Consider the following 25,244-nt stretch of genomic DNA (forward strand, 5'->3'; position numbering starts at 1 on the left):
AAATGGCCGTTCATCCATAAAGGACCGGTGCGGCTGGATATATTCACAGTCATGCTGACCTTGGCGGCGCTGGTCGAGGACCCGGCCCTGGAACTGCGGGTGGTCGTCCCCGGCCGCGACGGGGCGCTGGCCGGGCAGGTGCTGTGGGTGCACAACACCGAGCTCCCCGATCCGGGGCCGTACGTGCGCGAGCACGAGGTCGTGCTGACCAACGGCCTGTGGCTGGACCGCGTCGATCCGGCGGATTTCGTCGCGAGAGTGGTCGGCGCCGGAGCGGCGGGGATCATCTTCGGCCTGCGCGTGGAACAATGCGAGACCCCTGCCGCGCTAGCCGACGCCTGCCGGGAAGCCGGGTTGCCGTTGCTGGAGATCTCGGTGGCGGTGCCGTTCACGGCGGTCACCCGCGCGGCTGCGGCGATCCAGGCCACCGACCGGCAAAACGCGCTGATGTCGTTGGTGCGCCGAGGCGACGAGCTGACGTCGGCGCTGTCGAGGGGAGCGGGCGCGTCCGGGGTGCTCGCGGTCCTCCGCCGTGAGCACGAACTCCCGCTGGCGGTCGTGGACCGGATGGGCCGGGAACTGGCGTCCGCCGGCGCCGAACTGGACGCCGGGCAGACGCGCGCCGCGGCCGAGGCGCTGGCCGGGCATCCCCCGCCGCTGGAGGCCGATCTCGGCGCGGGGACGCGGGCGGCGTTGTTCCCCGTCGGCGCGATCGGGGACGCCGACGCCGCGCTGCTGTGCCTGCGTCCCGCGGCGGAGCTGACGCGCGAGGAGCGGGACGCGCTGGAGCAGACCGCCCGCTATCTCAGCCTGGAGGTGGCCAGGCACCAGGCGGTGCAGGCGATCGAGATGCGGTTCGCCGTCGAACTGCTGGACATGGTGCTTTCCGGCGCGCAGCGTGCCGCGGAAGTGCCCGGCAGGCTGCGGGCTTTCGGGGTCGATCCGGACGGGCCGCTGGCGGTGATCGCGCTGGCGTTCGCGGGGGATGGAGCCGCGACCCCGCCGGGGATGGCCGAAGCCGTGACGGACTTCCTCCTGGCGGACGGGCTGCCCGCGGTCGTGGCGGCGGGCAGCCAGGACGTCGTCGCGGTGCTGCCGTTCCGTTCGGGAAGGCAGTCGCCCGCGGCCTTCGCGCCGCGGCTGGCGGCGGCGGTGTCGCACCGGCTTTCCGGTGGGCGCGTGGTCGTCGGGCTCGCCGACCCCGCGCCGGGCGCGGCCGAACTGCGGATGCCGTTGTCACGCAGCCGCGAAGCCTGCCGCGTGCTCCGAGGCAGGCGCGGCGGGCCGATCGCGGCGAGTTTCGCCGAGCTGGGCAGCTACCGGTTGCTGCTGGAGTCGCACGACGAGCAGTGGCGGCACACCTTCGCCGACGCCCTGCTCGGCCCGCTGCGTGAGCACGACCGCGTCCGCGACGGCGAACTGGAGACGACCCTGCGGGCGTTCCTCGACCACGACGGCCAGTGGGCGGCCACCGCCGCGGCGTTGTTCGTGCACGTCAACACCTTGCGCAACCGGCTGGCCAAGGTCACCGAGCTGACCGGCCGCGACGTCGGGCGGACCGCGGACCGGGTCGACCTGTTCCTGGCGCTCGAAGCGGCTCAGTCCGGATAAATGGCTGGGTCGACTTCGAGGCGCCGCAACGGTTCCACGGGCAAGGCGGGGTCCGCCAGCGCCGCGGCCGCCACGTCGCGGCAGCGGGCGAACCGGACGTCACCGAGCCCGAGTCCGAACTCGATGAGCGAGCGCACCGCCTCCAGCCGCCCCGGCCTGCCCGAAAGGAACGGGTGCAGGCACAGGTTGAACAGGCACCGATAGCGGCGCATCGCGTCCAGCTCGGCGCGCCACATCTCCAGCACTCGTATCGGCGACGTGATCACCGAGCCGACGTGCGGCGCGGGAAGGAACGCGTACTGCTCCCAATCGTCGAGCGACCAGTGCACCGGCAGCTCGGCGATCCGGCCCGCCCCGGTCTCGATCAGATACGGCCGGTCGTCGGCCATCAGCGACGAGTCGTAGCTCAGCCCGTGTTCGGCCACCAGGGCCGGAGTGTCCCAAGTGGACTCCCAGCCCGCCGCGCGATGACCGCTGATCTCGATGCCCTGTGCGGCGAACACCGCCATGCCCCGTTCGAAATCGGCGCGCTGCTCGGCCGCGGTCATCGCGGTCGGCGGCCGGTGGCTGTAGGAATGGTGGGCCACCTCGTGCCCCCGTTCCACGATCGCGGCGGCGAGGCCGGGCCGCTGCTCGGCGACCCAGCCCGGCACGAAGAACGTCGCGGGCACGGCCAGTTCGTCGAGCAGATCGAGGACGCGCGGCACCCCGACCCGGGGCCCGTACGCCTGATGGGACATGGTCGACAGGTGGTCCGCGTAACCCCGTCCTCGGGCGAGGATCGGGGATTCCGCGTCGACGTCGAAGGTCAGGGTCGCGACCGCGGCCGCGCCGCCGTGCCAGCTTGCTTCCGTCACGCCTGCCGACTCTCCCGCCAACGGCGCGCGTTCGCCACTGTGACCGTCGGGGAGACCATCGCCCGGTCGAACTCGGCCAGCGGTTCCGCCGCCGCGACGCGGGCGGGCAGATCGGGGTTGGCCAGCGCGCCGTGCCCGATCGACAGCAGGTCCGCGTGCCCGCCGGTGAGGACCTCGTGGGCCTGCGCGAGGTCATGCATCCCGCCGTTGGCGATCACCGGCAGTCCGGTGACTTGCCGGGCGAGCGCGGTGATCGTGCCGCCGTCGGCCAGCTTCGCCGTCTCCAGCCAGTTCCGCCCCTCGCTGGCGATGTGGAGATACTGCGCACCCGCCTCGGCGACCGCGGCGAAGATCACCTCGGCGTCGGCGCGGCCGCCAGGCCAGCGATAGGTGAAGTCGTTGACCTTGGTCTGCGACAACCGCACGCCGGTCACCAGCTCCGGCACGGCCTCGGCGACGGCGGTCACGACCTGCGCGGTCAGCCGGATCCGGTTCGCGACCGGGCCGCCGTAGGAGTCGGTGCGCTGATTGGTGTAGTCGGTGAGGAACTGGTCGAGCAGGTATCCGTTGGCCGCGTGCACCTCGACGCCGTCGAAGCCGGCCTGACGGGCACGCACGGCCGCGGCCGCGAAGCCGTCGACGATGTCGTCGATCTCGGCGGTGGTCAGTTCGCGGGGCACCGGCCACGGCCCGGAACCGCCGTACGCGCGCATCTTCTCCCCGCGCGGCTGGACGGCCGAAGGACCGACGGTGTTCGGGTGGCCCTGCGCGATGGCCCCGGCGTGCATGAGCTGCGCGATCATCCGTCCGCCCGCCGCGCGGACTCCGGAGGTGACCACCCGCCAGCCCGCGACGTGTTCGTCCCGCGCGAGGCCGGGCTGGTTGAGGTATCCCTGGCTGGCCTCGCTGTCGGGGTAGGTGCCCTCGCTGAACACCAGCCCGAAACCGCCGCGGGCGAATTCGGCGTAGTAGTCGGCCATTTCGCCGGTCGGGGTGCCGTCGGGCCGCGCGGAGACGCGGGACATCGGGGCGACGGCGTAGCGGTTGCGCAGCGCGAGACCGCCGAGGGTGGCCGGGGTGAGCGCGGGGTGTTCGACGGTGGTCGTCATGACCGGATTCCTCCATTGTGGACGGTTTCGATGGCGAGCGGGGAAAGTCCGGCTTCACTGATCCGGACGAGGTCTTGCGGGCAGGCGGAGACCACGACGACGCAGTCCATCTCGGCCCGCAGAGTCACCACGTCGCCGGGGCGCGAGTTCGCGGTGAGCCAGTTCAGACGTCCGCCCTCGACTACCGGGACGCGCATGAAGACGTTGATCGGCTGCGGGGTCGGGCCGGTGAAGCTCAGGCCCTCCGCTGCCAGCGCCTCTCGCAGGTTCGCCGCGCAGGACCGGTGACCTGGCGCGCCCAGCGCGGTGTACCGGGCCGGGTCACACGCCGGGATGAGCATGTCGTGTTCGCCGGGGGAGGTGTCTTCGACCAGCGTGAGGATCGGGCGGCGCAGGTCGGTCAGGAAGGCCTCGCCGACGGCGGGGAACAGCCTGTCGACCCCGGCGCGGGTGTGCGCCGCGCTGTGGTGCTCGGTCAGTTCGGTCCCGGCGCCGTCGCGGAAGGCGAACACGTCCCCGACCTGGCCGCCGTCGACGTCGATCACGCGGATCAGGTCTCCAGCCGCTACGCGGACTGCCTTGGCGGTGCCTGGTGGCACTTCCGTTCTGCTCATGCCCCCAGCAAACAGGGACGGCTCGTCCGCTCGCCATGGAGAAACCTCCATGATCAAGCACTCCAGATAGACAAACATCCAAGTGCCTATGGTTACTCGTCGAACCCTTGAGGTAGTGAAGGCCTCCTTTCCTACCCTGAAGGTAGGGAAGGAGGCCTTCACGGACCGGGCGATCGCGGCCGCGGCCAAGGCAGGTCCGGAAGGTCGCTCGTGCGGCAATCGTCAAGTCCGTGAAGGCCTCCTTGAGGGACTCTGGGTCCCTCAAGGAGGCCTACATTTACTTCTACCGGCCCCCAATGAGATCGCAGACGCTGCCAAAAGTAGTTTCGACTTTGACCACTTTCGGGAAGCCGGGTTAGTGTTCGCCGATGGAAGACGTGGACGCGGCCGGACTGGACTTCTGGTCGTTCGTGGCGCTGGCGAACCGGCGGCTCGCGCAGGAGTACGGCTTCCGTCACCAGCTGGCGACCGAGGTGCTGCTGACCCTCAATCGTGCCTCCGACCTGGTGACTTACGATCTCGAAGCCGCGGTGCACCGGCCGCGCGGACGGTCCTGGTCGGCGTTCCGGCTGCTGTTCGTGGTCTGGCTCGCCGGACCGCTCGAACCGACCAGCGCCGCCCGGCTGACCGGGATGAGCCGGGCCGCGGTGTCGAATCTGGTCAAGACGCTGGTCGCCGAGGGGATGCTCGACCGGGCCCCGGACGAACGCGACGGACGTTCGGTGCGGTTGTCGCTCACCGAGGCGGGGCAAGAGGAGATGGTCTCGGTCTTCCGCGAGCACAACGAACGCGAATTCGGCTGGACGAACGCGTTGACCGAGACCGAACAGCGCATCCTCGTGATGCTGCTGGGCAAGCTGATCACCAGCCGCGCCGAGTTCGGCACCCGGAGCCGCACGTAGGCCTTCCCGTCGCCCGGAAGACCGGACTACGCTGCCCGATGGATAGTAAAAGCGTGAACTAAATCGGCGAGGAGGAGACCATGGTGGACGGCGGACGGATTCCCGCGCTCTTCGCCGGGCTGTGCGACGACGCCGCGGTGTTCCCGCCGGGCCTGGCCCCACTACCGGACGCCGTCGCCGCCCACGACGAGCACCTCGATGCCTGGTACGCCGGCCTCGTCGGGCCCTTGGTCATCGCCGCGACCGCGCTCGGCGACCTCGCCGAGGTGCTGGATGGCCGCGAGACCCCGTTGCCGGTCTCGGTCACCCTGCCCGGCGGACCCGCGCAGCTCGACGGGGTGAACGAGGCCGTCGCCAAGCTCCCGGTGAAGCTCGAAGCGCTCGAGATCGCCGTCCCGGACGGAATGGGCCCGGACGAGGTGCTCGCCGCGCTTTCCCGCGCCACCGCGCCGGTCTTCGTCGAGATCCCGCGCGACGAGCGGCGCGTCCCGCTGCTGACCGCCCTTTCCGGCACCGGTCACCAAGCGAAGTTCCGCACCGGTGGCGTCCGCGCCGACCTGTACCCCGACGAAGCCGAACTCGCCGCCGCCGTCCGCGCGGCGGTCGCGGCGGGGGTGCCGTTCAAAGCCACCGCGGGCCTGCACCACGCCCTCCGCAACACCGATCCGGAGACCGGCTTCGAACAGCACGGTTTCCTCAACCTGATGCTCGCCACCGACGCCGTCCTCACCGGCGGAGACGCCGAAGCCGTGCTCGCCGAACGAGACGGTGCCGTCATCGCCGAGCGGCTCCGCGCACTGGACGCGGATCGCGTCGCCGCGGTCCGCGCGGGCTTCACGTCGTTCGGCACCTGCAGCATCACCGACCCCCTGACCGAACTGGCCGGACTCGGCCTGCTCGAGGCGCCCCGAGGAGAGGCATGACCACGATCGACATCCCCGCAGGCTCCCTGTTCGGGATCGACAACCTGCCGTACGGCGTGTTCTCTGTCGACGGTGATTCCCCGCGCGTCGGCGTGCGCGTCGGCGATTCCGTCGTCGACCTGGCCGCGGCGCTCGGCGACGACGTGTTCGCCGCGCCGACGCTGAACCCGTTCATGGCGCAGGGATACGACCGCTGGGTGGCGGTCCGCGAGCGGATCCGCGCCCTGGTCTCCGGCGAACTCCCCGACGGCGCGGTCCACGCGATCGGACGGGTGACGCTGCATCTGCCGATCGAGGTCGCCGATTACGTCGACTTCTACGCCTCCGAACATCACGCCTCGAACGTCGGCAGGCTGTTCCGCCCTGACGCGGAACCGTTGCTGCCCAACTGGAAGCACCTCCCGGTCGGTTACCACGGGCGCTCCGGCACGGTTCTGGTCTCCGGTACGGACATCGTGCGCCCGAACGGTCAGCGCAAGGCCCCGGCCGACACGGCGCCGGTGTTCGGGCCGAGCGCGCGGCTCGACATCGAGGCGGAGATGGGGTTCGTCGTCGGCACCGGGACGCCGCTGAACACCCCGATCACGCCGGACGACTTCCCCCGCCACGTCTTCGGCGCGGTCCTGCTCAACGACTGGTCGGCCCGCGACATCCAGGCGTGGGAGTACGTCCCGCTGGGCCCGCACCTCGGCAAGAGCTTCGCGACCTCGATCTCCCCGTGGGTGGTGCCGATCCTGGCGCTGGAAGCCGCCCGGATCCCGCTGCCGGGGCAGACCGATCCGGAGCCGCTGCCGTACCTGCGGGAGAGTGAGCCGTGGGGGCTCGACATCGACCTCGTCATCGAATGGAACGGCGAGGAGGTCAGCCGCCCGCCGTTCCGCGAGATGTACTGGTCACCCGCGCAGATGCTCGCGCACCTGACGGTCAACGGCGCCTCGTCGCGCACGGGTGACCTGTACGGCTCCGGGACGATCTCCGGACCGGAGAAGCGCCAGCGCGGCGCGTTCCTCGAATTGTCCTGGGGCGGCAAGGAACCGCTTACGGTCAAGGGGGAGGAGCGCACCTTCCTGCAGGACGGCGACGAGGTCGTGATCACCGGCACCGCGCCCGGCGCGAACGGCTCGCGGATCGGGTTCGGCGAGGTGCGGGGACGCGTGCTGCCGGCGAAGTGACTCAGCTACCGGGAATCCCGTTCGGCGGCGGAGCGTCGTTCGCCGCCGAGTCGTTCGCCTCGATGGGGGCGTCGCCGAGGTCGGTCACCAGCACCGGGGTCAGATCCTTGCCGGCGCCTCCCTTGAGTTCGACCACCGACATCCCGGAAATGCCCAGGTGGTTGTCGCCGGTGTAGCGGAACGGCGCGAGCCCCGGTCCCTCGAACGCCTTCCCGGACTGCTGCAGCACTTCGACGATCCGTTCCCGCGTCAGGTCCTTTCCGGCCGCCCGCAACGCTTGGACGAACGTGTACGCCTGTGCCATCCCGTAGATGCGGTAGTTCGTCAGGTCGCCGCCCTTGCCGTGCGCCTTCCAGACGTTCTGCCACAGCTTCGTCCACGCGTTGTCCGGCGCGTCGACCCCGGGCAGGTATTCGGTGGTGAGTACGCCGTCGATGAGCGACGCGCCGTTGGTCACCTTGCCTTCGGAGAACCGCGCGAGCAGGGAGCCGACGAGCGCGGGATCGGAGCCGACGTTGCTGTAGAACCACTTCGGCTTGAACCCGATCTTCAGCGAAGCCAGTTGCGAGAGCGCGGTGTACGACGGAACGGTGAAGCCCAGCACCAGATCCACGCCCGCGGCCTTGAGTTTCGCGATCTGCGGCGCGATGTCGGTGTTGCCCGGCGAGTACTTGGCGACTTCCACGATCTGCTGGCCGAGGTAGCGCCGCGCACCCTTCTCGCCGTCGCGGCCGAAGTCGTCGTCCTGCAGGAACAGACCGACCTTGGCGTTCGGCAGGTTCTTGCGCACCCAGTCGCCGATGATCTTGCCCTCGATCTCGTAATCCGGCTGCCAGCCGAAGGTGAACGGCGCCTTCTTCGGGTCGTCGCCCCAGCGCAGCGAACCCGACGACACGAACAGGTCCGGCACCCTCGAGTTGTTCAGGAAGTCGACGACGGCGCTGTGCGTCGGCGTGCCGAGGCCACCGACCATCGCGAAGATCTCCTCCTTGAGCACCAGTTCGTTGGTGACGGCGCTGGTCGTGGTGGGGTTGTAGCCGTCGTCCTTCACCACGAACTCGATCTTGCGGCCGTGGACGCCGCCGTTCGCGTTCACGTAGTCGTAGTACGCCTGATGTCCACCGGGGATCTCGCTGTAGCCCGGCGCGGCGACGCCCGTCAGCGGGAAATGCGCCCCGATCTTGATGGTCGTGTCGGTGACGCCGACCGTCGAGCCCTTCTGCTCGCCCTCGGGTCTGCCGCCCGCGCCGCAGGCGGCGGTGACGGTCACGGCCAGGAAGACGGCCACGGCCTTGGTCCAGCGTTTCATGAACTTCGCCTCCAGTGGATGAGTTTCCGCAGCCCGTCGGCGAGACCCGCCGGTGCGAGCAGCACGATCAAGACGGTGACCAGGCCGTAGAGCAACGGCGCCAGATGCGCGGCCTGCACGTCCGACAGGCCGAGATCCGTTCCCGCGCCGGTCACCAGCGGCGGCAGGAAGGTCAGCAGCGCGGCACCGGCGAGCGCTCCGGTGAGGCTTCCGAGACCGCCGAGCACCACCGCGGACACCAGCAGCAGCGACAGCGTCAGCGCGAAACCGCTCGGCGCGGCCAACCTTGCGGACAACGCCATCAGCGCCCCGGCCAGGCCCGCGCATCCCGCACTGACCACGAACGCCCGCACCCGGGCGCGGCCGAGGTCGATCCCGGCCAGCTCGGCGGCCACGTCCTCGTCGCGGACCGCCCGCCAGTCGCGTCCGACGCGGCCGCGCGACAGGTTCGCCAGCAGGACGAACACGGCGATCACCGCGAACCACGAAAGGTAAGCGAGGTAACGGATCGACGTGAGGTCCTGGCCGGTGACGAAGTACGCGGTGTCCGCCAGCCAGCCGGGGATTTCCGGCATCCGTACCGGCAACCCCTGCTCGCCGCCGAGCGCTTCGCCGAAGAACAACGGGATCCCGGGGACGGCGACGGCGAGCGCGAGTGTCGCCCCGGCGAGATACGGCCCGTGCAGCCTGGCGGCGGCGACACCCACGAGCGCCCCGACCGCGAGGGTGATCGCCATCGCCAGGAGCAGGATCACCAGAAGTGGCAAGGCATCCGATTGCAGCAGGAGCGCCGTCGAGTAGGCGCCGACGGCCATCAGCGCGCCGTGTCCCAACGAGAGCTGCCCGTTGAGTCCGGTAAGGACGGTCAGACCGCCCGCCGCGATCGCGAGATACGCCATCGTGGTGAACTGCGCGGTGAGGTACGGCCCGGAGTTCTCCAGCACGAGCACGACGACGACCAACGCGGCGAGCGCGCTCAGGAGATGACGTCGCAGCACGTCAGACCCTCCGTTCGCGGACGCTCGTGAACAGGCCGCCGGGTTTCAGGAGCAGCACCACCATGAGCAGCGCCAGCGCGGCCAGCGGCACCAGCTCCGCGCCGACGTAGCCGCTCACCAGGCTCAGCGACAGGCCGAGGACGACACCGCCGGCGACCGCGCCGACCGGGCTGTCCAGCCCGCCGAGCACCGCGGCGACGAAGCCGTACACCACCACACCGTCCATATAGGACGGATGGACGAGGCCGCCGCCGGCGATCAGCAGACCCGACAGCGAACCGGCGAGCGCGGCCAGCGCCCAGCCGAGGGTGAGCATCCGCCCGACCCGCACGCCGAGCAGGCGGGCCACCTCCCGGTCGAAGGCCGCGGCCCGCATCCGCAGGCCCAGATCGGTACCGCGGAAGAGCACCACGAGTCCGATCAGCACCACGCCGACGGCGGCGATGGTGAACACGCCGAATCCGGTCAGCGCGATCGTCGTGCCGCCGACCTGGAAACCGGTGAGCCCGAACGGCGCCGGGAACGACCGGTACCGCGAGCCGAACACCAGCGCCGCCAGCGCGTGCAGCACGATGAACAGCCCCAGGGTCAGGATGACGGCGTTGATCTCGGGTTTCCCCGAGACGAACCGGATCACGAACCGTTCCACGAGCGCGCCGAGCACCAGGCCCGAAAGCAGGGCGACGGCGAAACCCGCCCAGTACGACCAGCCCGCGTCGATCAGGACGAGCGCGACGTACGTGGTGATCATCGCCATCGGCGCCTGCGCGAAGTTCACGATCCGCGTCGCCCGCCAGATCAGCACGAGCGCCAGCGCGAACGCGGCGTAGACCGCGCCCAGCGTCAGGCCGGTGAGCGCGGTGGTGAGCAGTTGCTGCACGAAGCTCCCTTTCAGAATCCGAGGTAGGCGTGCCGGAGCGCGTCGTCCGCGACGAGCGCGGCCGCGTCCCGCCGGACGACGACCCGCCCGAGGTTGAGCACGACACCGTGATCGGCGATGGACAGCGCGCTGCGCGCGTTCTGCTCGACCAGTACGACGGCCAGGCCTTCGTCGTGGACGAGACCGCGCAGCAGCCCGAAGATCCGCGCCACGATCCTGGGCGCGAGACCCAAGGACGGTTCGTCGAGCAGCAGCACCTTCGGCCGGGAGAGCAGCGCGCGGCCGATGACCAGCATTTGCCGCTCTCCGCCGGAAAGGACGTGCGCGAGACCGTTCTTGCGCTCGGCGAGTACGGGGAAGAGGTCGTAGATCCGGCGCAGATCGGCCGTCGTCACCCGGCCGCGCGCCCCGAGCGCGCCGAGCCGCAGGTTCTCCTCGACGGTCAGTTCGGCCAGTACACCGCGGCCCTCGGGAACATGTGCGAGACCCAGCGCGGGAAGGTCCTCTGTGGACACTCTGCTCAAGTCCCTGCCGTCCAGAGAAATGTGGCCGTCCGTGGGGTGGACGAGGCCGGAGATGGTGCGCAACAACGTGGTCTTGCCAGCCCCGTTCGCGCCGAGTACCGCGGTGATCTCTCCTTCGGCGGCCGAAAGGCTCACGGAATCGAGTGCGCGCACCGGGCCGTAGCTCGCCGAGAGTCGCTCAACGGTCAGCACCGGCCACCTCCTCGCCGAGGTAGGCCGCCTGGACCGCCGGATCGGCGCGGATCTCGTCCGGGGTGCCGCGGGCGATGACCCTGCCGAAGTCCAGCACCACGATCTCGTCGCAGACGCCCATCACCAGATCCATATGGTGCTCGACGAGCATCACCGACATGCGCTCGGTCAGGCCGCGGACCAGCGCGCCGATCTCGTCGATCTCCGCCGACGACAGGCCGCCCGCCGGTTCGTCGAGCAACAGCAGGTCGGGTTCGCTCACCAGCGCTCGTGCCAAAGCGACCCTTTTCCTTACCGGGTAAGGAAGACTGGTGGGGTAGCGCTGGGCGACGTCGGCGATGCCGAAGTCCTCCAGCTGCGTCGTCGCCCGCTCGGTCAGGGCCTTCTCGTCCTTCGTCAACCCCAGCAACGACGACCAGAAGCCGGATTTCGCGTGCCTGCCCGCGCCCACGAGGACGTTCTCCAGCACGGTCATCCGGTCGAACAGGCCGAGTTCCTGCAGGCCGCGCGCGATGCCGAGGCCGGCGAGGTGATGCGGGCGCAGCCGCCGCAGTTCCGTGCCACGCCAGGTCAGCTTGCCGGTGTCAGGGCGGACGAAACCGCAGGCGACGTTGAACAGCGTGGTCTTGCCGGCCCCGTTCGGGCCGATCACCCCGAGCACCCGGCCCGGCGCGACGGTCAGGGAGACGTCCGACAACGCGACGAGACCACCGAAGGTCACCGATACGCCGGACATCTCGAAGGTCGACAGGGTCACGCAAGAACTCCCAACGGCGGAAAGGGGCCCCGGCGCGGGCGCGCCGGGGCCGAGGACACTCAGGCGTGCGGACACGTGTCCCGGTAGTCGCTGATCGCGCGGTCGTCCGGGGCGGGGCAGAGGAACTGCTCGTAGCGGGTGTCGTTGTCCACGAACCGCTTCAGCCACGAGATCGTGTACTTGGCCATGGTCGTGTTCGCCGTGTTCGGGAAGAAGTGGCTGGCGTTGTCCAGCTCCATGTACGCCTTCTCCGCCGATGCGGGAATGCTGGTGTAGAACGGGATCGAGTGCGAGGCCACCGGCGCCACCGTGTCGGATTCACCGCCGATGATGAACGTCGGCACCTTCAGCGAGGACCACGACTTCTGCGTGTTCCACGGCGCGAGCGGCACCGCCGCCTGCAGCGACGGCCGGTCCTGCGCCGCTTCGAGTGAACCGCCACCGCCCATCGAATGCCCGGCCACGGCGAGCCGGGAGGTGTCGATGCGGGAGCGGACGGTGCTGCGCTGGGTCAGGTAGTCGAGTGCGGCCAGCAGCTGGTCACCGCGGCTGTCGGGCTGGTCGTAGATGGTGTTGGTGTCGATCGTGAACACCACGAAGCCTTGCGACGCCAGCCGTGGGCCGATCCACGCGATACTCGACTGCGTCGCGGTGAATCCCGGCGAGATGGCGACCGCGCCGAACGTGCCCTGCGCGGTGCTGGTGGGGTAGTAGATGGTTCCGCCGCCGAAGCCGGTGACGGCCAGGCTCGAAACGGAGGTCTGCGACACCGCGAAGGAGCCGCGCGAGGCTTCGATGCTGCTTTCGGTCGGGTCCGGTCCTCGTTCGTAGGGGTTCTCGGCGGCGTAGGCCGTGGGGGCGACAGTGAGTGCCGCGACGGTGGCCAGTCCACAAAGGATCCGGGTCGTACTACGCATGGTGCCGTCTCCGTTCGCCGTTGAACACAGTCCGTGGTGATGGACTCTGACAAACGGACGGAGGCGCCTGCATCGGTGAAATCGCCGGTCTTGGTCCGCGGTCGCCCCCGCCGGGCCGGTCGCCCGTACGATCGGCGATCGTGAATCCCTCAGCCGAGGACATAGTCCGCGCGGCGGCCCGGTGGATCGATCGCGGCGTCCGCGTCGACACCTCCGCCTTCGCCCAGGATCTGGGTATCTCGCGCAGCACCCTGTTCCGTCGCGTCGGAAACCGGGAAGACCTGCTCGGTGATGCCCTCTACTACCTGTCCGAGCGCACCCTGACGGCCGCCGCGCGCACCTGGGAGCGCGAAGAGGGCGACGTGGTGCGCAACGCGGCCGGCGAACTGCGCTGTCTCGCGATCATGCGGGAGTACCGGTCGGTGCTGGCGGCGAGTACCGGGTTCCGCCGCTTCCTCGACGACGAGCCGGTGCTGGCGATCAGGCTGCTCACCGACCCGGACGGCCGTGTCCAGCCGAGGGTGATCGCCGCGCACGTCGAGCTCCTGCGCCGCGACGTCGACGCGGGCGGCTTCGAGCCCAGCGTCGGGCTGGACAGCCTCTGCTACGCCATCGTGCGGCTGGGGGAGGCGTTCCTGTATTCGGACGTTCTCGCCTCCCGGACCCCCGATCTCGACGCGGCGTCGACGCTGCTCGGAGCACTGGTGGAAGGGCGGGTGCCGAGCAAGACCTTGTGAAACACTTGCGCCTGGTGTTTCATCGAGAGGGATCTCGAGGAGGCGCGGATGCCTGTGTACCCGTTGCGGGGCAGGGACGACCTCTTCGGCGGGCTGCGCTCGGCCGCCGGGCGCGCCGTGCTGATCCGCGGCACGGAGGGGCTGGGCAAGTCGGCCCTGCTCGCCGAGCTGCGCGCCACCCTCGGCGTCCGGCTCGTCGGGGTGCGGGGCCTGCGGGCGGAAAGCACGCTGCCGTACGGCGCCCTGCAGCGGATGTTCGGCGCGCCGGTCTCCAGCGGCGCGGAAGCGCGGGACCGGCTCGGCGCCGTGTCGGCTCCGACGATCTGCTGGGTCGACGACGCGCACTGGGTCGACCAGGAATCCTTGGCGGCGCTGGGTTTCGCCGCCCGGCGGTTGGCGGGCGCGCCGGTCGGGATGGTGCTCGCGTCGCGATCCGGGTCGGACGAGTTCGACTCCGTCGAGCTGCCACCGTTGAGCGAATCCGCCGCCGATCAAGTGCTGCGCGACCGTGGCGTGCCGGCCGGGGTACGCCCGCAGCTGGTCGAACTGGGCGACGGGAATCCCGCCGATCTGGTCGCACTGGCGGCGTCGCTGACGTCCGCGCAGGCGGTCGGACGCGAGCCGGTTTCACCGATCCTGCGGGAGCGCCTGCCTCGGTACACGGCCGAGCTCGAGGCGATGCCGCGCGACGAGCGTCTGCGTTTTCTCGGCACCTGTATGGACTTTTCCGCGCGGAAGGCGACTTGGTACGCGTCGGCGTCACCGGCCGACCGGCGGGCGGCGCACGCGCGGCTCGCCTCGGTCGAGGAGGGGCCGGACGCGCTCTGGCATCGCGCGATGGCGACGGCCACGCCGTCCGAGCCGCTCGCGGACGCGCTCGCCGCGGCACCCGCGATGGATCACGCGGCGGCGGCACGGCATCTCGAACGTGCCGCCGCGCTGACCGCCGATCCAGGCGTGCGGGCGGCCCGGCTGCTGGCGGCGGCGGACGCGGCCTGGCAGGCGGGCAGACCGGGGTGGGCGCGCTTGTTGCTGTCCAGGGTCGAGGCCGAACCGGGCGCGGTCGCGTTGCTGCACGGGGAAATAGAGCTGCGCGACGGCGATCCCGCCGTCGCCACCCACGAACTCGGCACGGCGGCGCGGCTGTTACCCGATCCGGCCGCCGCGCTCCTGCTGGCGGGCGAGGCACGGAGACTCGGCGGCGATCTGGGTGGCTACCGGGCTTTGGCACGGACGGTCCCGGCCGGAGAAGGGCTGGCGTTCGCGCATTTCCGGGGTTTGACGTCGGTTTACGCCGGACGGCACGACGCCGCCGTCGTCCCGCTGGAGGAAGCCGTCGCCAAGGGGATGGCCGACACCGACGTCGCCGGAGCCGTCTGGGCCGCCGAAGCGGCCTTCGCCCGCGGGCATGCCGAACAGGCACACGAGTACGCGGCGGCCGCGGTGAGCCGCGCACGACTCGGCAAACGCCACGCGGAACTGCCGTGGGCGCTGGTCTACCTCGCGCTTTCGGCCATCGCGCTCGACCGGATCCCGTGTGCGCGGGCGGCGTCCCGCGACGGCCTGCGCGCGCCCCACAACCTGCGGATGGAGCACCTGACGCTGCTGGGGCTGGCCGCCGCGCTCCTCGGCGACCGCGCGCCGGAACTGGACGAGGCGGCCGAGGGCATCGCCGAACGCGGCCTCGGCAGGCCCGCCGCCGTCGCCGCGTGGGCGTACGCCTGCCTGGACCTGGCCGAGGACCGGCCCGACGACGCGCTGAGCAGGCTCGAAGATCTCGCTTCGGGCGTCTCCGGCGACCAGCCGGTGATCCGCGTGCTGGCCACACCGCAACTCGTCGAGGCGGCCGTCTGCGCCGGACGTCCCGAACGCGCCCGTGCCGCGCTGGAGGTGTTCGACCGCTGGACCCTGGCCGGGGCGGAACCCTGCTGGCTCGCGTTGAGCCACCGCTGTCACGCGCTGATGGCGTCGGATCCCGGTGTGGCGGAACGACATTTCCAGTCGGCCATCGAGGCGCATCGGCGGGCGGGCGGCGCGGTGGAACTCGCCAGGACCAGGTTCGCGTACGCCACCTTGCTGCGACGGCATCGCCGGACCCGTGACGCCCGCGACCAGTTCCGCGATGCCTTGCGCGGCTTCGAAAACGTCGGCGCGACCCGGTTCGCCGAACGGGCCCGAGCCGGGTTGCGGGCGGCGGGCGAGACCGTCGACGCTCCGCACCGATCGCTCGCCGGCCTCACGCCGCAGCAGGACGCCATCACCCGCCTGGTGGCGGCGGGGGAGACGAACAAGGAGATCGCGCGGCGGCTGGTGATCAGCCACCGGACGGTGGACCACCACCTGCGGAACATCTTCACCGCACTGGGAGTGCGGTCCCGCGTGGAACTCGCGCGCCGCGTCGCCGCCGGCGAGTGACGCTGCCCGTGACTCGCGTGCTCAGAGGCGCGACTCGCGTGATTGGAGCCGGAACTCGCGAGTTCCGCCTTCAATCACGCGAAATACGTCCCTGATCACGGGAGTCACGCCTTCGCACACGCCGCGCCATATGTGCCCAGTCCGTGAAGGCCTCCTTGAGAGACCCAGGAGGGTGGCGCGTTGTGCCGGCTGGGGCTTGGTGTCCACAGTGGTCACTTTCCGGGCAGCATGCGCCTGCTTTGTGTCGGTAAGTCCGGTTTCGTGGGGAGTCGTGAGTGGTAAAGAGGGTTAGAACGACCATTGCCACTCACGACCCCCGGACGAAACTGCGCAAAGCGGACACTCTAATCGCAGTGAGCGTCCTTTTTGGACAGGCTGAGGGAGGCGCGCCCCCCTGACGAGCTCACGTCACGGGCAGGCGAGGACCGGTGCCTGCGGACGGCCACCGCCGTGCAGGTCGCTCAGCGGAACCCTGGCCAGACCGAGGATCGCCTGCGCGGTCGCGCGCGGGGCGGTCGCCGGGTTCAGACCGGTGGCGTCGTAGGCGATCGCGCCGCGATCCGCCTCGGCGCCGGCGCAGCCGGTCTGCAGCGAGCGCAGGAATTCCCGCGCCTTGGCCGCGGCGGCGGGACGGTGACTGGCCAGCGCTTCCGCGGCGAGGCCGGTGCTGTTGGCGTTGGGCGCGTTCGTGCCGAAGCCGAAGCCGCCGTTCGCGTGCTGCTTCGTGACCAGCCACGAGATGCCCTCGCGGGCGTTCACCGGGTCACCGGTGGCACGCAAGGCCTGGACGACCGTCGCGGTCGCGTCGACGTCGCTCGTGCACGTCGCTTCGCCGAAGTTCTGCGGGAAACCGCCGTCCGCGCACTGGGTGCCCGCGAGGAACGTCACGGCCGACGCCGGGGCGCCGCCAGGGGTGCGGTCCAGTGCCAGCAGGGCGAGCGACTGCGAAAGGGCATTGGAGTAGTCGCCGTACTCGGATCGGTCGGAGAACCGGCCGGACGGTGTGAGCAGCGAAAGCAGGCCCGCCTTCAGGTCGACGCCGCCGAACGACGCCGGGTCCTTGCCCCGGATCTGCGCGGCCAGCATCAGTTTGGCGTGCGCGCCCGCGTAGGCCTCGGTGCCGCTCCCGACGTAGCCGGTGGTGATCTCCGGCTTCGCGAGCCAGGCGATCGCCTTGCCCGCGTTCGTGTCCGACACGCCGGCCGCGGCGAACGCGAAGATCGCGTCGATCGTCAGGCCCTGATCGGGGAACTTCTGGCCGCCGAAGTCGGCCTCGAACCGTTCGCCGTCGGTCATCTGCCTGGCGAGCCAGCCCGCGGCGGCGTCGGTCTTGTTGTGGGTGGCCGCGGCCGCCGCCGGAGCGGTGACCAGCCCGATGCCGCACAGCAGCGCGACAGCGAAAACCAAACGTCTCATGAGAACCCTTTCCCGCATTTCCACGACAGGAGTCGGTGACATCGCGCGACGTGGGTGACCGGGCTCGCCTGGAAGGCATACCGTTGCGGGACAGCGCCGGACTCTCACCGGACTTCCCCCACGACCGCGCGAGAAGACTCTCACCCCGGTCGGGTGCGGGATACCGCCGGGTGCCGATGTGATCCTGGCAACCGACCTGGTCAGCGGTACCTGCCTGAGGTGAACGGGTGTTAACCTCGGCTGGCTCGACAACAGAACACCGCCGCCCGTGACGGGGAAGCCGGTCGAAATCCGGCGCTGTCGCGCAACCGTGGGCCCTTCGCAGGGCGAGCCGGGATACCGAACGGGCGGACGAACGAACCACTGTCGCGATAAACAGGGGTGACTGCGGCGTCCCGCCTTGTCCTCCGCCATGCCGCAAGGAGGAGTCATGCGCCGCGGGTACCTGGCCGCGTCGGCGTTCGCCGTCATCGTCGCCATGATCGCCGCACCGCTCAGCGGGACGGCGACGGCGGCGAACGATCCCGGTGCCGCGAAGGCGAATGCCCGCTGGCTCGCGACGAAGCTGAAGCCGGACGGCACACTCGACAACCCCAGCGGCGGCTCACTGCCCGACCACGGCCTGATGCTCGACGTGCTCTTCGCGCTGTACGCCGCGGGCGAAGGCGCGCGGGCCGAGCCGATCGTGAAGTTCCTCGACGACCAGGGCCACGCCACCGACTACTTCACCTGGGACGGGCTCGCTCCCGGCGCGGGCTACGACCAGATCATCGTCGGCGGTGCTGTGGCGAAGACGCTGGTCGCCGCCCAGGTGTCCGGCCGGAATCCCCGGGCCTTCGACGGCTACGACCTGGTCGCCGAAACCCATGCGGCCATCATGCGCAAGGGCCCCGACAAGGGCCGGGTCAGCGATTACGCCAAGGATCCCGCTCTCGCCGACGCGGTCAGCAACAACGCGAACATGTTCGGCCAGGCGCTCGGCGTGATCGGGCTCGCCGTGGCGGGAGAGAACGACCGGATCGCCATCGACAGGCTGTTGACCCAGCAGTGTTCCGAGGGCTACTTCCGCGTCCTCTTCTCCTACATCCCGACCAAGGAGACCGGCGACCACGTCACCCCGGACGGCCGCAAGGTCTCGACCTGCGAAGAGGGCAAACCGCTCGGCCTTTCCCCGACCGACGGTGACGCCACCGGGCTCGCCCTTTCGGCGATGCTGGCCGCGAAGAAGGCGGGCGCTGCAGGCCTCGACGCCCCGATCGCCAAGACCGTCTCCTGGCTCAAGGCGAACCAGACACCCGGCGGCGGCTGGGGTGGCGGCGTCGGCACCGAAGCGCCGAACACCAACAGCACCGGCCTGATCGTCCAGGCGCTCGCCGACGCCGGTGGCGCGGACGCGGCGGTGGACAAAGGCGTGCGGTACCTCAAATCCGCGCAGGCGAACGCCGCGTCCGACGCCGGGAACAAGCTCGCGGGCGAACTCGGCGCCATCGCCTACGACCCGGTTTCCTACGAGGCCGCGCGTTCCTCCGGCATCAGCGGCGTCGACACCTGGATCCGCGCGAGTGCCCAGGCTTCGCTCGGGTTGTCACAGATCGGTTTCCACTCGCTCGCGAAGGGCGAAGTCCTGCCGCCGGCCACCGGCGTCCCGGAAACCCCGGCTCCTGTGACGCAGCCGCACAAGCCGGAGAGCACACCGCCGAAACCCAAGAAATTCGTCACGCCCAGGGCGTCCACCGGCGCCCGGGTGTCGACGGTGGCGGCGACCCCCGCCCCGGCCACCGCGCCCCCGGCCGTCCGCCTCGGGGCCTACCTGACGAACCGGCTCGTCGGCGGCGACCACGTCGAGGTCACCGAGGACGGCAAGACCTACGTCGACTACGACGCCACCGCCGACGTGGTGCTGGCCTTGCGGGCGTTGGACCAGCAGCCGGACGCGGTCGCCCGCGCTTCGCAGTTCCTGCTGAAGCCGGAAGCCGTGCAGGCCTACGCCCACGGAGCGCCGTATGAACAGGGCGAGGCGTCGTACGCCGAACCGCTCGCGAAACTCGTGCTGGTCGCCGAATTCGCGAAGTCGGACGTCGCCGGGCCCTTGCGCGCCGATCTGCTGAAACTGCGCGGTGCCGACGGGGAGTTCACCGACACCGGATCGTTCGCCGACGCCGATCGGACGGTCGAGCGGCACGTTTGGGCGGTGCTCGCCACCGCCGCCGATCCCGGCCCCGCGGTCGAACTGCTCCTTTCCCGCCAATGCGCGGACGGGACCTTCCCGAAGCACCTCGACATCGCGGAGTGCGGTTCCGGCGACCTCGCCGCGACGGCCGCCGCGGTCACCGCGCTGGTCGCCCGTCCGCACACGGACGCCGCGCCGCCGACCAAGCGGCCGGACGGCTGGACCGAGCGGCGCGTGTCGGCGTTCGTCTCCGCCGTGGACGCGCTCGGCGTCCGGCCCACCGGCGAGGGCCTGGTGACCGGAGAAGGCGGCGAGGTGGACATCGCGCTCAGCGCGACCGTCGCCGCCGCGCGGCAGACCGCCGGGCTCGACGCGAGCGGAACCGCGCGTTCGCTGGGCAAACTGGTCCAGGCCGACGGCGGATTCGCCAAGGGAGCGGGGGGAGAGACCGACTTCCCGACCAGTTCGGCCGCCGCCCAAGGGGTCGCGGGCCGGTCCTGGCTCACCGCCGCGGATTCGCCGCTGTCACCCGCGATCCGGCTGCCGCTGACCGCCGGCACCGACACACCGGCGCTGGCCGCCGCCCAATCCGACGACCAGCCGGCCTGGGTGATCTGGGGGATCGCGGGGCTGGCCGTGCTGTTCCTCTCCACCGCGATCGCACTCGTCTTCGTACTTCGTCGTTTCACCAAGAAAAAGGGGGTAACACCATGAAGAGACTGCTCGCCGTCACGACCGTCCTCATCGGACTGATCGGGCTGTCCGCCGCACCCGCGAACGCGGTCGACACCACCAAGGGCTACGCCGGGATCTGCACCGGTGCCGACGCGCGCACCGGGGTCACGGTCGTGATCGACTTCCAGGAGCTGGCCGCGCCGACGATCACCCGCTGCTCGCCCAACGCCACGCCGGGCACCGCCCGCACGGGGATCAAGGCCTTGCAGGACGCGGGGATCGCGGTCGCCGGCACCGCGCGCTGGGGGCTCGCTTTCGTCTGCCGTCTGGAAGGACGCCCGTCCGCGACGGAGACGCTCCCGCTGACGGCCAACCCGAACTACAAGGAAGCGTGCGTCACCACCCCGCCCGCGGGCGCGTACTGGGGTTACTGGAACGCCGACGGCTCCGGTTCCACCTGGACCTACAGCAGCTCGGGCGCCCTCAACCGCAACGTCGTCCCGGGTGGTTTCGAGGGCTGGTCCTTCTCGCTGAACAAGTCCGCGACCACCAACCCGCCGCCCGGCGTCACGCCGAGGAACCCGGCCATCCCGTGAAAAGGGTGCTTCCCGTGGTGGCGGCGATCTTCCTGATCGCCGCCACGGCGCCGTCCGCGCAGGCGGTCGACCAGAGCAAGGGATATCCGGGGTTCTGCAAGGACGCCACCGGCGTCACCGTCGTCGTCGACTTCCAGCAGCTCGGCGGCACGACCATCGTGCGGTGCAATCCCCAGACCACCCGCGGCACCGGGCTGGACGCGCTCAAGGGCGCCGGTTTCCAGATCGCCGGGGTCCAGCGCTGGGGCGAGTCGTTCGTCTGCCGGGTCGAGAACCGCCCGTCCGCGGCCGAAACCGTCCCCGTCGCGGGCCGCGGTGACTACCGTGAACCGTGCGTCGACACGCCGCCGGCTCAGGCCTACTGGTCCTACTGGCACGCCTCGAACAACTGCGCCTGGGACTACAGCCAGTGGGGCGTCAAGAACCGCGACTTCATCCCCGGCGGTTTCGAAGGCTGGTCGTTCTCCTTGAACGCCACCACCCAGAGCAACCCGGTCCCGCGGATCTCGGCCGTACGCCCGGGTACCGAGAGCCAGCCCTGTGTGCCACGCGAGGAGACGAAGCCGGTCACCGGTGACCCCGGCGAGCGCCAGCAGCGACCGCCGTCGGGGAACGGACAGCAGGCCGACGGACCTCAGCCGACAACAGGCGCGGGAGAGGCTCCGGCCGCGGGTCCGAGTTCCGGCGCACTGCCGCCGCCCAAACCGCGCCCGAGTGCTTCGGCGCGGCCGAAGGCGCAGGATCCGTCGATGAACGTCGCGTTCACCGGCGGTGAGAACGCCGAGGACGTCAACGCGGTGATCGACCGCGAGTCCGGAGCGGGCGGCTGGGCGCCCTGGGCCGCGGGAGCCGCGGTGCTCGCGTTGTGCGTCGCGGGATTCCTGATGGCACGCAGACGCAAACGCGCACAAGGAGTTTGATGACGTCCTACTTCCTGCCGCGCGATCTGCACCCGGCCGCGTGGTGGGTGTGGGCGCTCGGACTCGCCGTCGCGGCGACCCGCACGACGAACCCGTGGCTGCTGCTGACCATCGTGGCCGTCGCGGGGTACGTCGTCGTGGCCCGCCGCAGTGAGGCGCCGTGGGCGCTGGCGTTCCGGCTCTACCTGTACCTCGGCGCGTTCATCGTCGCGATCCGGGTGTTCTTCCGCGTCGTGTTCGGCGGCGGCGAGGGGTCCACGATCATCGTGCGGCTGCCCGAGATCCCGCTGCCGGAATGGGCGGCGGGTATCCGGCTCTTCGGCGACGTCTCCGCGGAATCGTTGCTGGGCGGGCTCTACGACGGCATGCGGCTGGCGGCGATGGTGATCTGCCTCGGCGCGGCCAACGCGCTCGCGAACCCGAAACGGCTGCTCAAGGCGATGCCGCCGGCGCTGTACGAGGTGGGCACGGCGGTGATCGTCGCGCTGTCGGTGTTCCCGCAGCTCGCCGAGAGCGTGCTGCGGGTCCGGCGGGCACGCAGGCTGCGCGGCGGTTCGGGGAAGAAGAAGGTGAAGGCGCTGCACACCATCCTCATCCCGGTACTGGAGGACGCGCTTTCCCGCTCGCTGCAGCTCGCCGCGTCGATGGACTCACGTGGCTACGGCCGCGCGGGAACGGTCGAAGCGCGGGCCAGGCTGATCACCGGAACGCTGATGATCATCGGCCTGCTCGGCGTCTGCGTCGGTGTCTACGCCACTTTGGACGGTTCGACGCCGCGATACCTGGCCGCACCGGTGCTTTCCGCAGGCGTCGTGGTCGGCCTGATCGGATTTTGGTCGGCGGGCAAACGCGTCCGGCGGACGCGCTACCGGCCGGATCGCTGGCAGCCGCCGGAAATCGTCGTCGCCGTCAGCGGGGTCGCCGTCGCGGCGATCCTGTTCACGACGTCGGAGGTGAACCCGATGAACATGAACCCGTCGCTGATCGGCCTGTCCTGGCCGTCGCTGTCGTGGGTGCCGTTGCTCGGGGTGCTGATCGGCGTGCTGCCCGCGTTCCTCACCCCGGCCCCCGAACCTCCGTACGCCGCACTGGAAGAAGAAGTGCACGCATGATCGAACTGGACCACGTTTCCTTCACCTATCACGACCGCGCCGAACCGGTGCTGTCCGACGTGACGCTGTCCATCGGTGAAGGCGAACTCGTGCTGTTCGCGGGCCGGACCGGGGCGGGCAAGTCGACGCTGCTCGGCACGATCAACGGTCTCGTCCCGCATTTCACCGGCGGTCACCTCGAAGGCACGGTGTCCGTCGACGGCGTGACGACGCGGTCCCGGCCGCCGCGCGAATTCGCGCATCTGGTCGGCGTCGTCGGTCAGGATCCGCTCGCGGGCTTCGTCACCGACACGGTCGAGGACGAACTCGCGTACGGCATGGAGCAACTCGGCCTGAGCCCGCAGGTGATGCGACGCCGGGTGGAGGAGACCCTCGATCTCCTCGGCATCGCGGAACTGCGCAGGCGCGCGTTGCGGACGCTGTCCGGCGGGCAGCAGCAACGGGTGGCGATCGGCGCGGTGCTCACCACGCATCCCAAGGTGCTGGTGCTGGACGAACCGACGTCGGCGCTGGACCCGACGGCGGCCGAGGAGGTGCTCGCGACGCTGGCCAGGCTGGTGGAGGACCTCGGCACGACGGTGCTGATGGCCGAGCACCGGATGGAACGCGTGATCCCGTTCGCGGACCGGATGATCCACGTGCCGGGCACCGGGGAAGTGATCGACGGAACGCCGCCGGAAGTGCTGAAGGACATGCCCATCGCGCCGCCGATCGTCCACTTGGGACGGTTGGCGGGCTGGGATCCGCTGCCGATGTCGGTCCGTGATGCCCGGCGGCGCGCTTCTTCGCTGACGTTGGGTGCTCCGCCCGCGCGAAGCACGACCGTGGGCGAAGAACTGCTGGCCGCGTCCGGTGTCGTCGTGCGTTACGGGCCGAAGGTGGCGGTGCGGGAGGTCGACCTGACCCTGCGCGCCGGCGAGGTGCTGGCGATGATGGGGCGCAACGGTTCCGGCAAGTCGTCGCTGCTGTGGGCGGTGCAGGGTTCCGGCCCGAGGCAAGGTGGCAAGGTCACCGTCGAGGGCAAGGATCCGAAGACGCTGAGCAGTGCCGCGGCACGGGCCCTCGTGGGGATGGTGCCGCAGACCGCGAGCGATCTGCTGTACCTGCAGACCGTCGCCGCCGAATGCGAAGCAGCCGACGCGGAATCGGGTGCGCGGCCGGGGAAGTGCCGGGAACTCCTCGACAGGCTCGCTCCGGGTATCGATCCCGCGTCGCATCCCCGTGATCTCTCGGAGGGGCAGCGTCTCGCGCTCGTACTCGCGGTCCAGTTGTCGGCCGCCCCGCGGATCATGCTGCTGGACGAACCGACTCGCGGCCTCGACTACACCGCGAAGGCGGCGCTGGCGCGGATGATCGCTTCGCTGACGGCCGAGGGCAAGGCGATCGTCGTGGCCACCCACGACGTCGAATTCGTCGCGACGATCGCGGACCGCGTGCTCGTGATGGCGGAAGGGGAGGTCGTCTCGGACGGCCCGACCGGCGAGGTCCTCGGCGGCTCCCCGGCGTTCGCCACGCAGATCGCGAAGATCCTCGGCGAGCCCTGGCTCACCGTCGACGAGGTCCGGTCCGCGCTTCCGCAGGAGGTCTCGTGACCGCGGCGGTCCGGCTCGGCCCCCGCTCGGCGACGGTGCTCGGGCTGGCGTCGCTGGCCGGGTTGATGATGTTCGTGTGGCCGCTGCTGGTCCGTGTCGAGCCGCAGTCGATGCAGCACGGCCCGGACGCGCCGTTCGTGTTCATCGGGATCCTGCCGATCCTGATCGTCATCGTGCTGGCCGAGATGTCCGAAGGGGGCATGGATTCCAAGGCCCTCGCGATGCTCGGCGTGCTGTCCGCGGTGAACGCCGCCCTGCGGCCACTCGGCGCGGGGACCGCGGGTATCGAGACCGTGTTCTTCCTGCTGGTGCTGGCCGGTCGGGTGCTCGGCCCCGGCTTCGGTTTCGTGCTGGGCTGCACGTCGATGTTCGCTTCGGCGCTGCTGACCGCCGGGGTGGGGCCGTGGCTGCCGTTCCAGATGATGTGCTCGGCGTGGATCGGGATGGGCGCCGGGCTGCTGCCCCGCCGCGTCACCGGCAAGGCGGAGATCGCGATGCTGGTGGCGTACGGGATCTTCGTCGCGTACGTCTTCGGATTCCTGATGAACCTGTGGTTCTGGCCGTTCATCACCGACGCCGAAGTGCCGTACCACGACGGGCACATCTCCTACGTGCCCGGCGCCCCGCTGCTGGAGAACCTGCACCGCTTCGCCGTGTTCACCCTGCTGACCTCGACGGCGGGCTGGGACACCGGCCGCGCGATCACCAACACGGTGGCGATCCTGGTGCTGGGGCCCGCCGTGCTGGCGACGTTGCGCCGGGCTTCGCGGAAGGCGTCCTACGGCGTGATCCCCTCGTTCACCGATAGGCCCGCTTGACGGAGAACGTGAGTGTCGATAAAGAAAG

General features: G+C 70.5%; 22 protein-coding genes and 2 riboswitches. Of the genes, 12 read left to right on the forward strand and 10 right to left on the reverse strand.

Features of this window, described 5'->3' with window-relative positions; genetic code table 11:
• Positions 1-51: 51 nt before the first annotated feature.
• Positions 52-1,611: a PucR family transcriptional regulator gene (locus ED92_RS33675; RefSeq protein WP_037345337.1), complete on the forward strand. Its 1,560-nt coding sequence runs from the start codon at positions 52-54 to the stop codon at positions 1,609-1,611.
• Here ED92_RS33675 and ED92_RS33680 read toward each other — a convergent pair.
• The 3 genes from ED92_RS33680 to ED92_RS33690 are packed head-to-tail and all read right to left on the reverse strand — an operon-like array spanning position 1,599 to position 4,191.
• Complete coding sequence (locus tag ED92_RS33680) at positions 1,599-2,468, reverse strand: polysaccharide deacetylase (protein WP_037345339.1); 870 nt, start codon at positions 2,466-2,468, stop codon at positions 1,599-1,601. The genes ED92_RS33675 and ED92_RS33680 overlap by 13 nt on opposite strands.
• On the reverse strand, positions 2,465-3,577 hold the full coding sequence (locus ED92_RS33685) for a tRNA-dihydrouridine synthase (RefSeq protein WP_037345340.1): 1,113 nt from the start codon (positions 3,575-3,577) through the stop codon (positions 2,465-2,467). The genes ED92_RS33680 and ED92_RS33685 overlap by 4 nt, the downstream gene beginning before the upstream one ends.
• The gene (locus tag ED92_RS33690; protein ID WP_037345341.1) at positions 3,574-4,191 is read right to left on the reverse strand and encodes a DUF1989 domain-containing protein; all 618 of its coding nucleotides are present in this window, start codon (positions 4,189-4,191) and stop codon (positions 3,574-3,576) included. The genes ED92_RS33685 and ED92_RS33690 overlap by 4 nt, the downstream gene beginning before the upstream one ends.
• A gap of 368 nt (positions 4,192-4,559) precedes the next feature.
• Here ED92_RS33690 and ED92_RS33695 point away from each other — a divergent pair, with 368 nt between their 5' ends.
• The 3 genes from ED92_RS33695 (at position 4,560) to fahA (ending at position 7,188) form a co-directional block, all read left to right on the forward strand.
• Positions 4,560-5,093 carry a MarR family winged helix-turn-helix transcriptional regulator gene (locus tag ED92_RS33695; protein WP_037345343.1) on the forward strand — a complete coding sequence of 178 codons (534 nt, stop codon included), beginning with the start codon at positions 4,560-4,562 and terminating at the stop codon, positions 5,091-5,093.
• Positions 5,094-5,173: 80 nt separating this feature from the next.
• Positions 5,174-6,016 (forward strand): hypothetical protein, encoded by an 843-nt coding sequence (locus tag ED92_RS33700; RefSeq protein WP_037345345.1) that lies wholly within the window; start codon positions 5,174-5,176, stop codon positions 6,014-6,016.
• Positions 6,013-7,188 carry a fumarylacetoacetase gene (gene fahA, locus ED92_RS33705; protein ID WP_037345346.1) on the forward strand — a complete coding sequence of 392 codons (1,176 nt, stop codon included), beginning with the start codon at positions 6,013-6,015 and terminating at the stop codon, positions 7,186-7,188. Before ED92_RS33700 ends, fahA begins: the two co-directional genes overlap by 4 nt.
• Before the next feature lies 1 nt (position 7,189).
• Here the strand turns inward: fahA and ED92_RS33710 are convergent, their stop codons facing one another.
• From ED92_RS33710 to ED92_RS33735, 6 genes are all read right to left on the reverse strand, one after another.
• A complete protein-coding gene (locus ED92_RS33710) occupies positions 7,190-8,497 on the reverse strand; it encodes an ABC transporter substrate-binding protein (RefSeq protein ID WP_037345348.1) in 1,308 nt (435 codons plus the stop codon).
• On the reverse strand, positions 8,494-9,495 hold the full coding sequence (locus tag ED92_RS33715; RefSeq protein WP_037345349.1) for a branched-chain amino acid ABC transporter permease: 1,002 nt from the start codon (positions 9,493-9,495) through the stop codon (positions 8,494-8,496). The genes ED92_RS33710 and ED92_RS33715 overlap by 4 nt, the downstream gene beginning before the upstream one ends.
• Before the next feature lies 1 nt (position 9,496).
• Complete coding sequence (locus ED92_RS33720; RefSeq protein WP_037345350.1) at positions 9,497-10,375, reverse strand: branched-chain amino acid ABC transporter permease; 879 nt, start codon at positions 10,373-10,375, stop codon at positions 9,497-9,499.
• A gap of 11 nt (positions 10,376-10,386) precedes the next feature.
• On the reverse strand, positions 10,387-11,091 hold the full coding sequence (locus ED92_RS33725; protein WP_037345353.1) for an ABC transporter ATP-binding protein: 705 nt from the start codon (positions 11,089-11,091) through the stop codon (positions 10,387-10,389).
• Positions 11,078-11,827 (reverse strand): ABC transporter ATP-binding protein, encoded by a 750-nt coding sequence (locus ED92_RS33730; RefSeq protein WP_052121061.1) that lies wholly within the window; start codon positions 11,825-11,827, stop codon positions 11,078-11,080. Before ED92_RS33730 ends, ED92_RS33725 begins: the two co-directional genes overlap by 14 nt.
• Before the next feature lie 80 nt (positions 11,828-11,907).
• The gene (locus tag ED92_RS33735) at positions 11,908-12,765 is read right to left on the reverse strand and encodes a serine aminopeptidase domain-containing protein (protein ID WP_037345357.1); all 858 of its coding nucleotides are present in this window, start codon (positions 12,763-12,765) and stop codon (positions 11,908-11,910) included.
• 140 nt (positions 12,766-12,905) lie between these two features.
• Here ED92_RS33735 and ED92_RS33740 point away from each other — a divergent pair, with 140 nt between their 5' ends.
• Entirely contained in the window at positions 12,906-13,502 is a 597-nt protein-coding gene (locus ED92_RS33740) for a QsdR family transcriptional regulator (protein WP_037345358.1), read from the forward strand.
• A 48-nt stretch (positions 13,503-13,550) separates the two neighbouring features.
• A complete protein-coding gene (locus ED92_RS33745) occupies positions 13,551-15,917 on the forward strand; it encodes a LuxR family transcriptional regulator (RefSeq protein WP_037345360.1) in 2,367 nt (788 codons plus the stop codon).
• A gap of 408 nt (positions 15,918-16,325) precedes the next feature.
• On the opposite strand, the gene ED92_RS33750 is transcribed toward ED92_RS33745, so the two are convergent.
• Positions 16,326-17,333, reverse strand: coding sequence for a prenyltransferase/squalene oxidase repeat-containing protein (locus ED92_RS33750; protein ID WP_037345362.1), 1,008 nt, complete (start codon positions 17,331-17,333; stop codon positions 16,326-16,328).
• Positions 17,334-17,364: 31 nt separating this feature from the next.
• Positions 17,365-17,496: riboswitch (cobalamin riboswitch) on the reverse strand.
• A gap of 111 nt (positions 17,497-17,607) precedes the next feature.
• Positions 17,608-17,674: riboswitch (cobalamin riboswitch) on the forward strand.
• Between the two features lie 89 nt (positions 17,675-17,763).
• On the opposite strand from ED92_RS33750, the gene ED92_RS33755 reads away from it, so the two are divergent.
• From ED92_RS33755 to ED92_RS33780, 6 genes are read left to right on the forward strand one after another with little or no spacing between them, the layout of a single operon-like run.
• On the forward strand, positions 17,764-20,217 hold the full coding sequence (locus tag ED92_RS33755; RefSeq protein ID WP_037345364.1) for a hypothetical protein: 2,454 nt from the start codon (positions 17,764-17,766) through the stop codon (positions 20,215-20,217).
• Positions 20,214-20,774: a hypothetical protein gene (locus ED92_RS33760; RefSeq protein ID WP_037345367.1), complete on the forward strand. Its 561-nt coding sequence runs from the start codon at positions 20,214-20,216 to the stop codon at positions 20,772-20,774. Before ED92_RS33755 ends, ED92_RS33760 begins: the two co-directional genes overlap by 4 nt.
• A gap of 14 nt (positions 20,775-20,788) precedes the next feature.
• Positions 20,789-21,694, forward strand: coding sequence for an ABC transporter substrate-binding protein (locus ED92_RS33765; RefSeq protein ID WP_235213431.1), 906 nt, complete (start codon positions 20,789-20,791; stop codon positions 21,692-21,694).
• Positions 21,694-22,806 (forward strand): energy-coupling factor transporter transmembrane component T, encoded by a 1,113-nt coding sequence (locus ED92_RS33770; protein ID WP_037345371.1) that lies wholly within the window; start codon positions 21,694-21,696, stop codon positions 22,804-22,806. The genes ED92_RS33765 and ED92_RS33770 overlap by 1 nt, the downstream gene beginning before the upstream one ends.
• The gene (locus ED92_RS33775) at positions 22,803-24,398 is read left to right on the forward strand and encodes an ABC transporter ATP-binding protein (protein ID WP_037345373.1); all 1,596 of its coding nucleotides are present in this window, start codon (positions 22,803-22,805) and stop codon (positions 24,396-24,398) included. Before ED92_RS33770 ends, ED92_RS33775 begins: the two co-directional genes overlap by 4 nt.
• On the forward strand, positions 24,395-25,216 hold the full coding sequence (locus ED92_RS33780; protein ID WP_037345375.1) for an ECF transporter S component: 822 nt from the start codon (positions 24,395-24,397) through the stop codon (positions 25,214-25,216). The genes ED92_RS33775 and ED92_RS33780 overlap by 4 nt, the downstream gene beginning before the upstream one ends.
• Positions 25,217-25,244: the final 28 nt, after the last annotated feature.

Source organism: Amycolatopsis sp. MJM2582 (assembly GCF_000754115.1).
GTDB classification, from domain to species: Bacteria; Actinomycetota; Actinomycetes; order Mycobacteriales; family Pseudonocardiaceae; genus Amycolatopsis; species Amycolatopsis japonica.

Bases quoted from the DNA above. Each gene is read 5' to 3' on its own strand.
- ED92_RS33675 (WP_037345337.1), top strand. From the start codon at position 52: ATGCTGACCTTGGCGGCGCTGGTCGAGGACCCGGCCCTGGAACTGCGG.
- ED92_RS33685 (WP_037345340.1), bottom strand. From the start codon at position 3,577: ATGACGACCACCGTCGAACACCCCGCGCTCACCCCGGCCACCCTCGGC.
- ED92_RS33690 (WP_037345341.1), bottom strand. From the start codon at position 4,191: ATGAGCAGAACGGAAGTGCCACCAGGCACCGCCAAGGCAGTCCGCGTA.
- ED92_RS33695 (WP_037345343.1), top strand. From the start codon at position 4,560: ATGGAAGACGTGGACGCGGCCGGACTGGACTTCTGGTCGTTCGTGGCG.
- ED92_RS33700 (WP_037345345.1), top strand. From the start codon at position 5,174: ATGGTGGACGGCGGACGGATTCCCGCGCTCTTCGCCGGGCTGTGCGAC.
- fahA (WP_037345346.1), top strand. From the start codon at position 6,013: ATGACCACGATCGACATCCCCGCAGGCTCCCTGTTCGGGATCGACAAC.
- ED92_RS33710 (WP_037345348.1), bottom strand. From the start codon at position 8,497: ATGAAACGCTGGACCAAGGCCGTGGCCGTCTTCCTGGCCGTGACCGTC.
- ED92_RS33730 (WP_052121061.1), bottom strand. From the start codon at position 11,827: ATGTCCGGCGTATCGGTGACCTTCGGTGGTCTCGTCGCGTTGTCGGAC.
- ED92_RS33735 (WP_037345357.1), bottom strand. From the start codon at position 12,765: ATGCGTAGTACGACCCGGATCCTTTGTGGACTGGCCACCGTCGCGGCA.
- ED92_RS33745 (WP_037345360.1), top strand. From the start codon at position 13,551: ATGCCTGTGTACCCGTTGCGGGGCAGGGACGACCTCTTCGGCGGGCTG.
- ED92_RS33750 (WP_037345362.1), bottom strand. From the start codon at position 17,333: ATGAGACGTTTGGTTTTCGCTGTCGCGCTGCTGTGCGGCATCGGGCTG.
- ED92_RS33755 (WP_037345364.1), top strand. From the start codon at position 17,764: ATGCGCCGCGGGTACCTGGCCGCGTCGGCGTTCGCCGTCATCGTCGCC.
- ED92_RS33760 (WP_037345367.1), top strand. From the start codon at position 20,214: ATGAAGAGACTGCTCGCCGTCACGACCGTCCTCATCGGACTGATCGGG.
- ED92_RS33770 (WP_037345371.1), top strand. From the start codon at position 21,694: ATGACGTCCTACTTCCTGCCGCGCGATCTGCACCCGGCCGCGTGGTGG.
- ED92_RS33775 (WP_037345373.1), top strand. From the start codon at position 22,803: ATGATCGAACTGGACCACGTTTCCTTCACCTATCACGACCGCGCCGAA.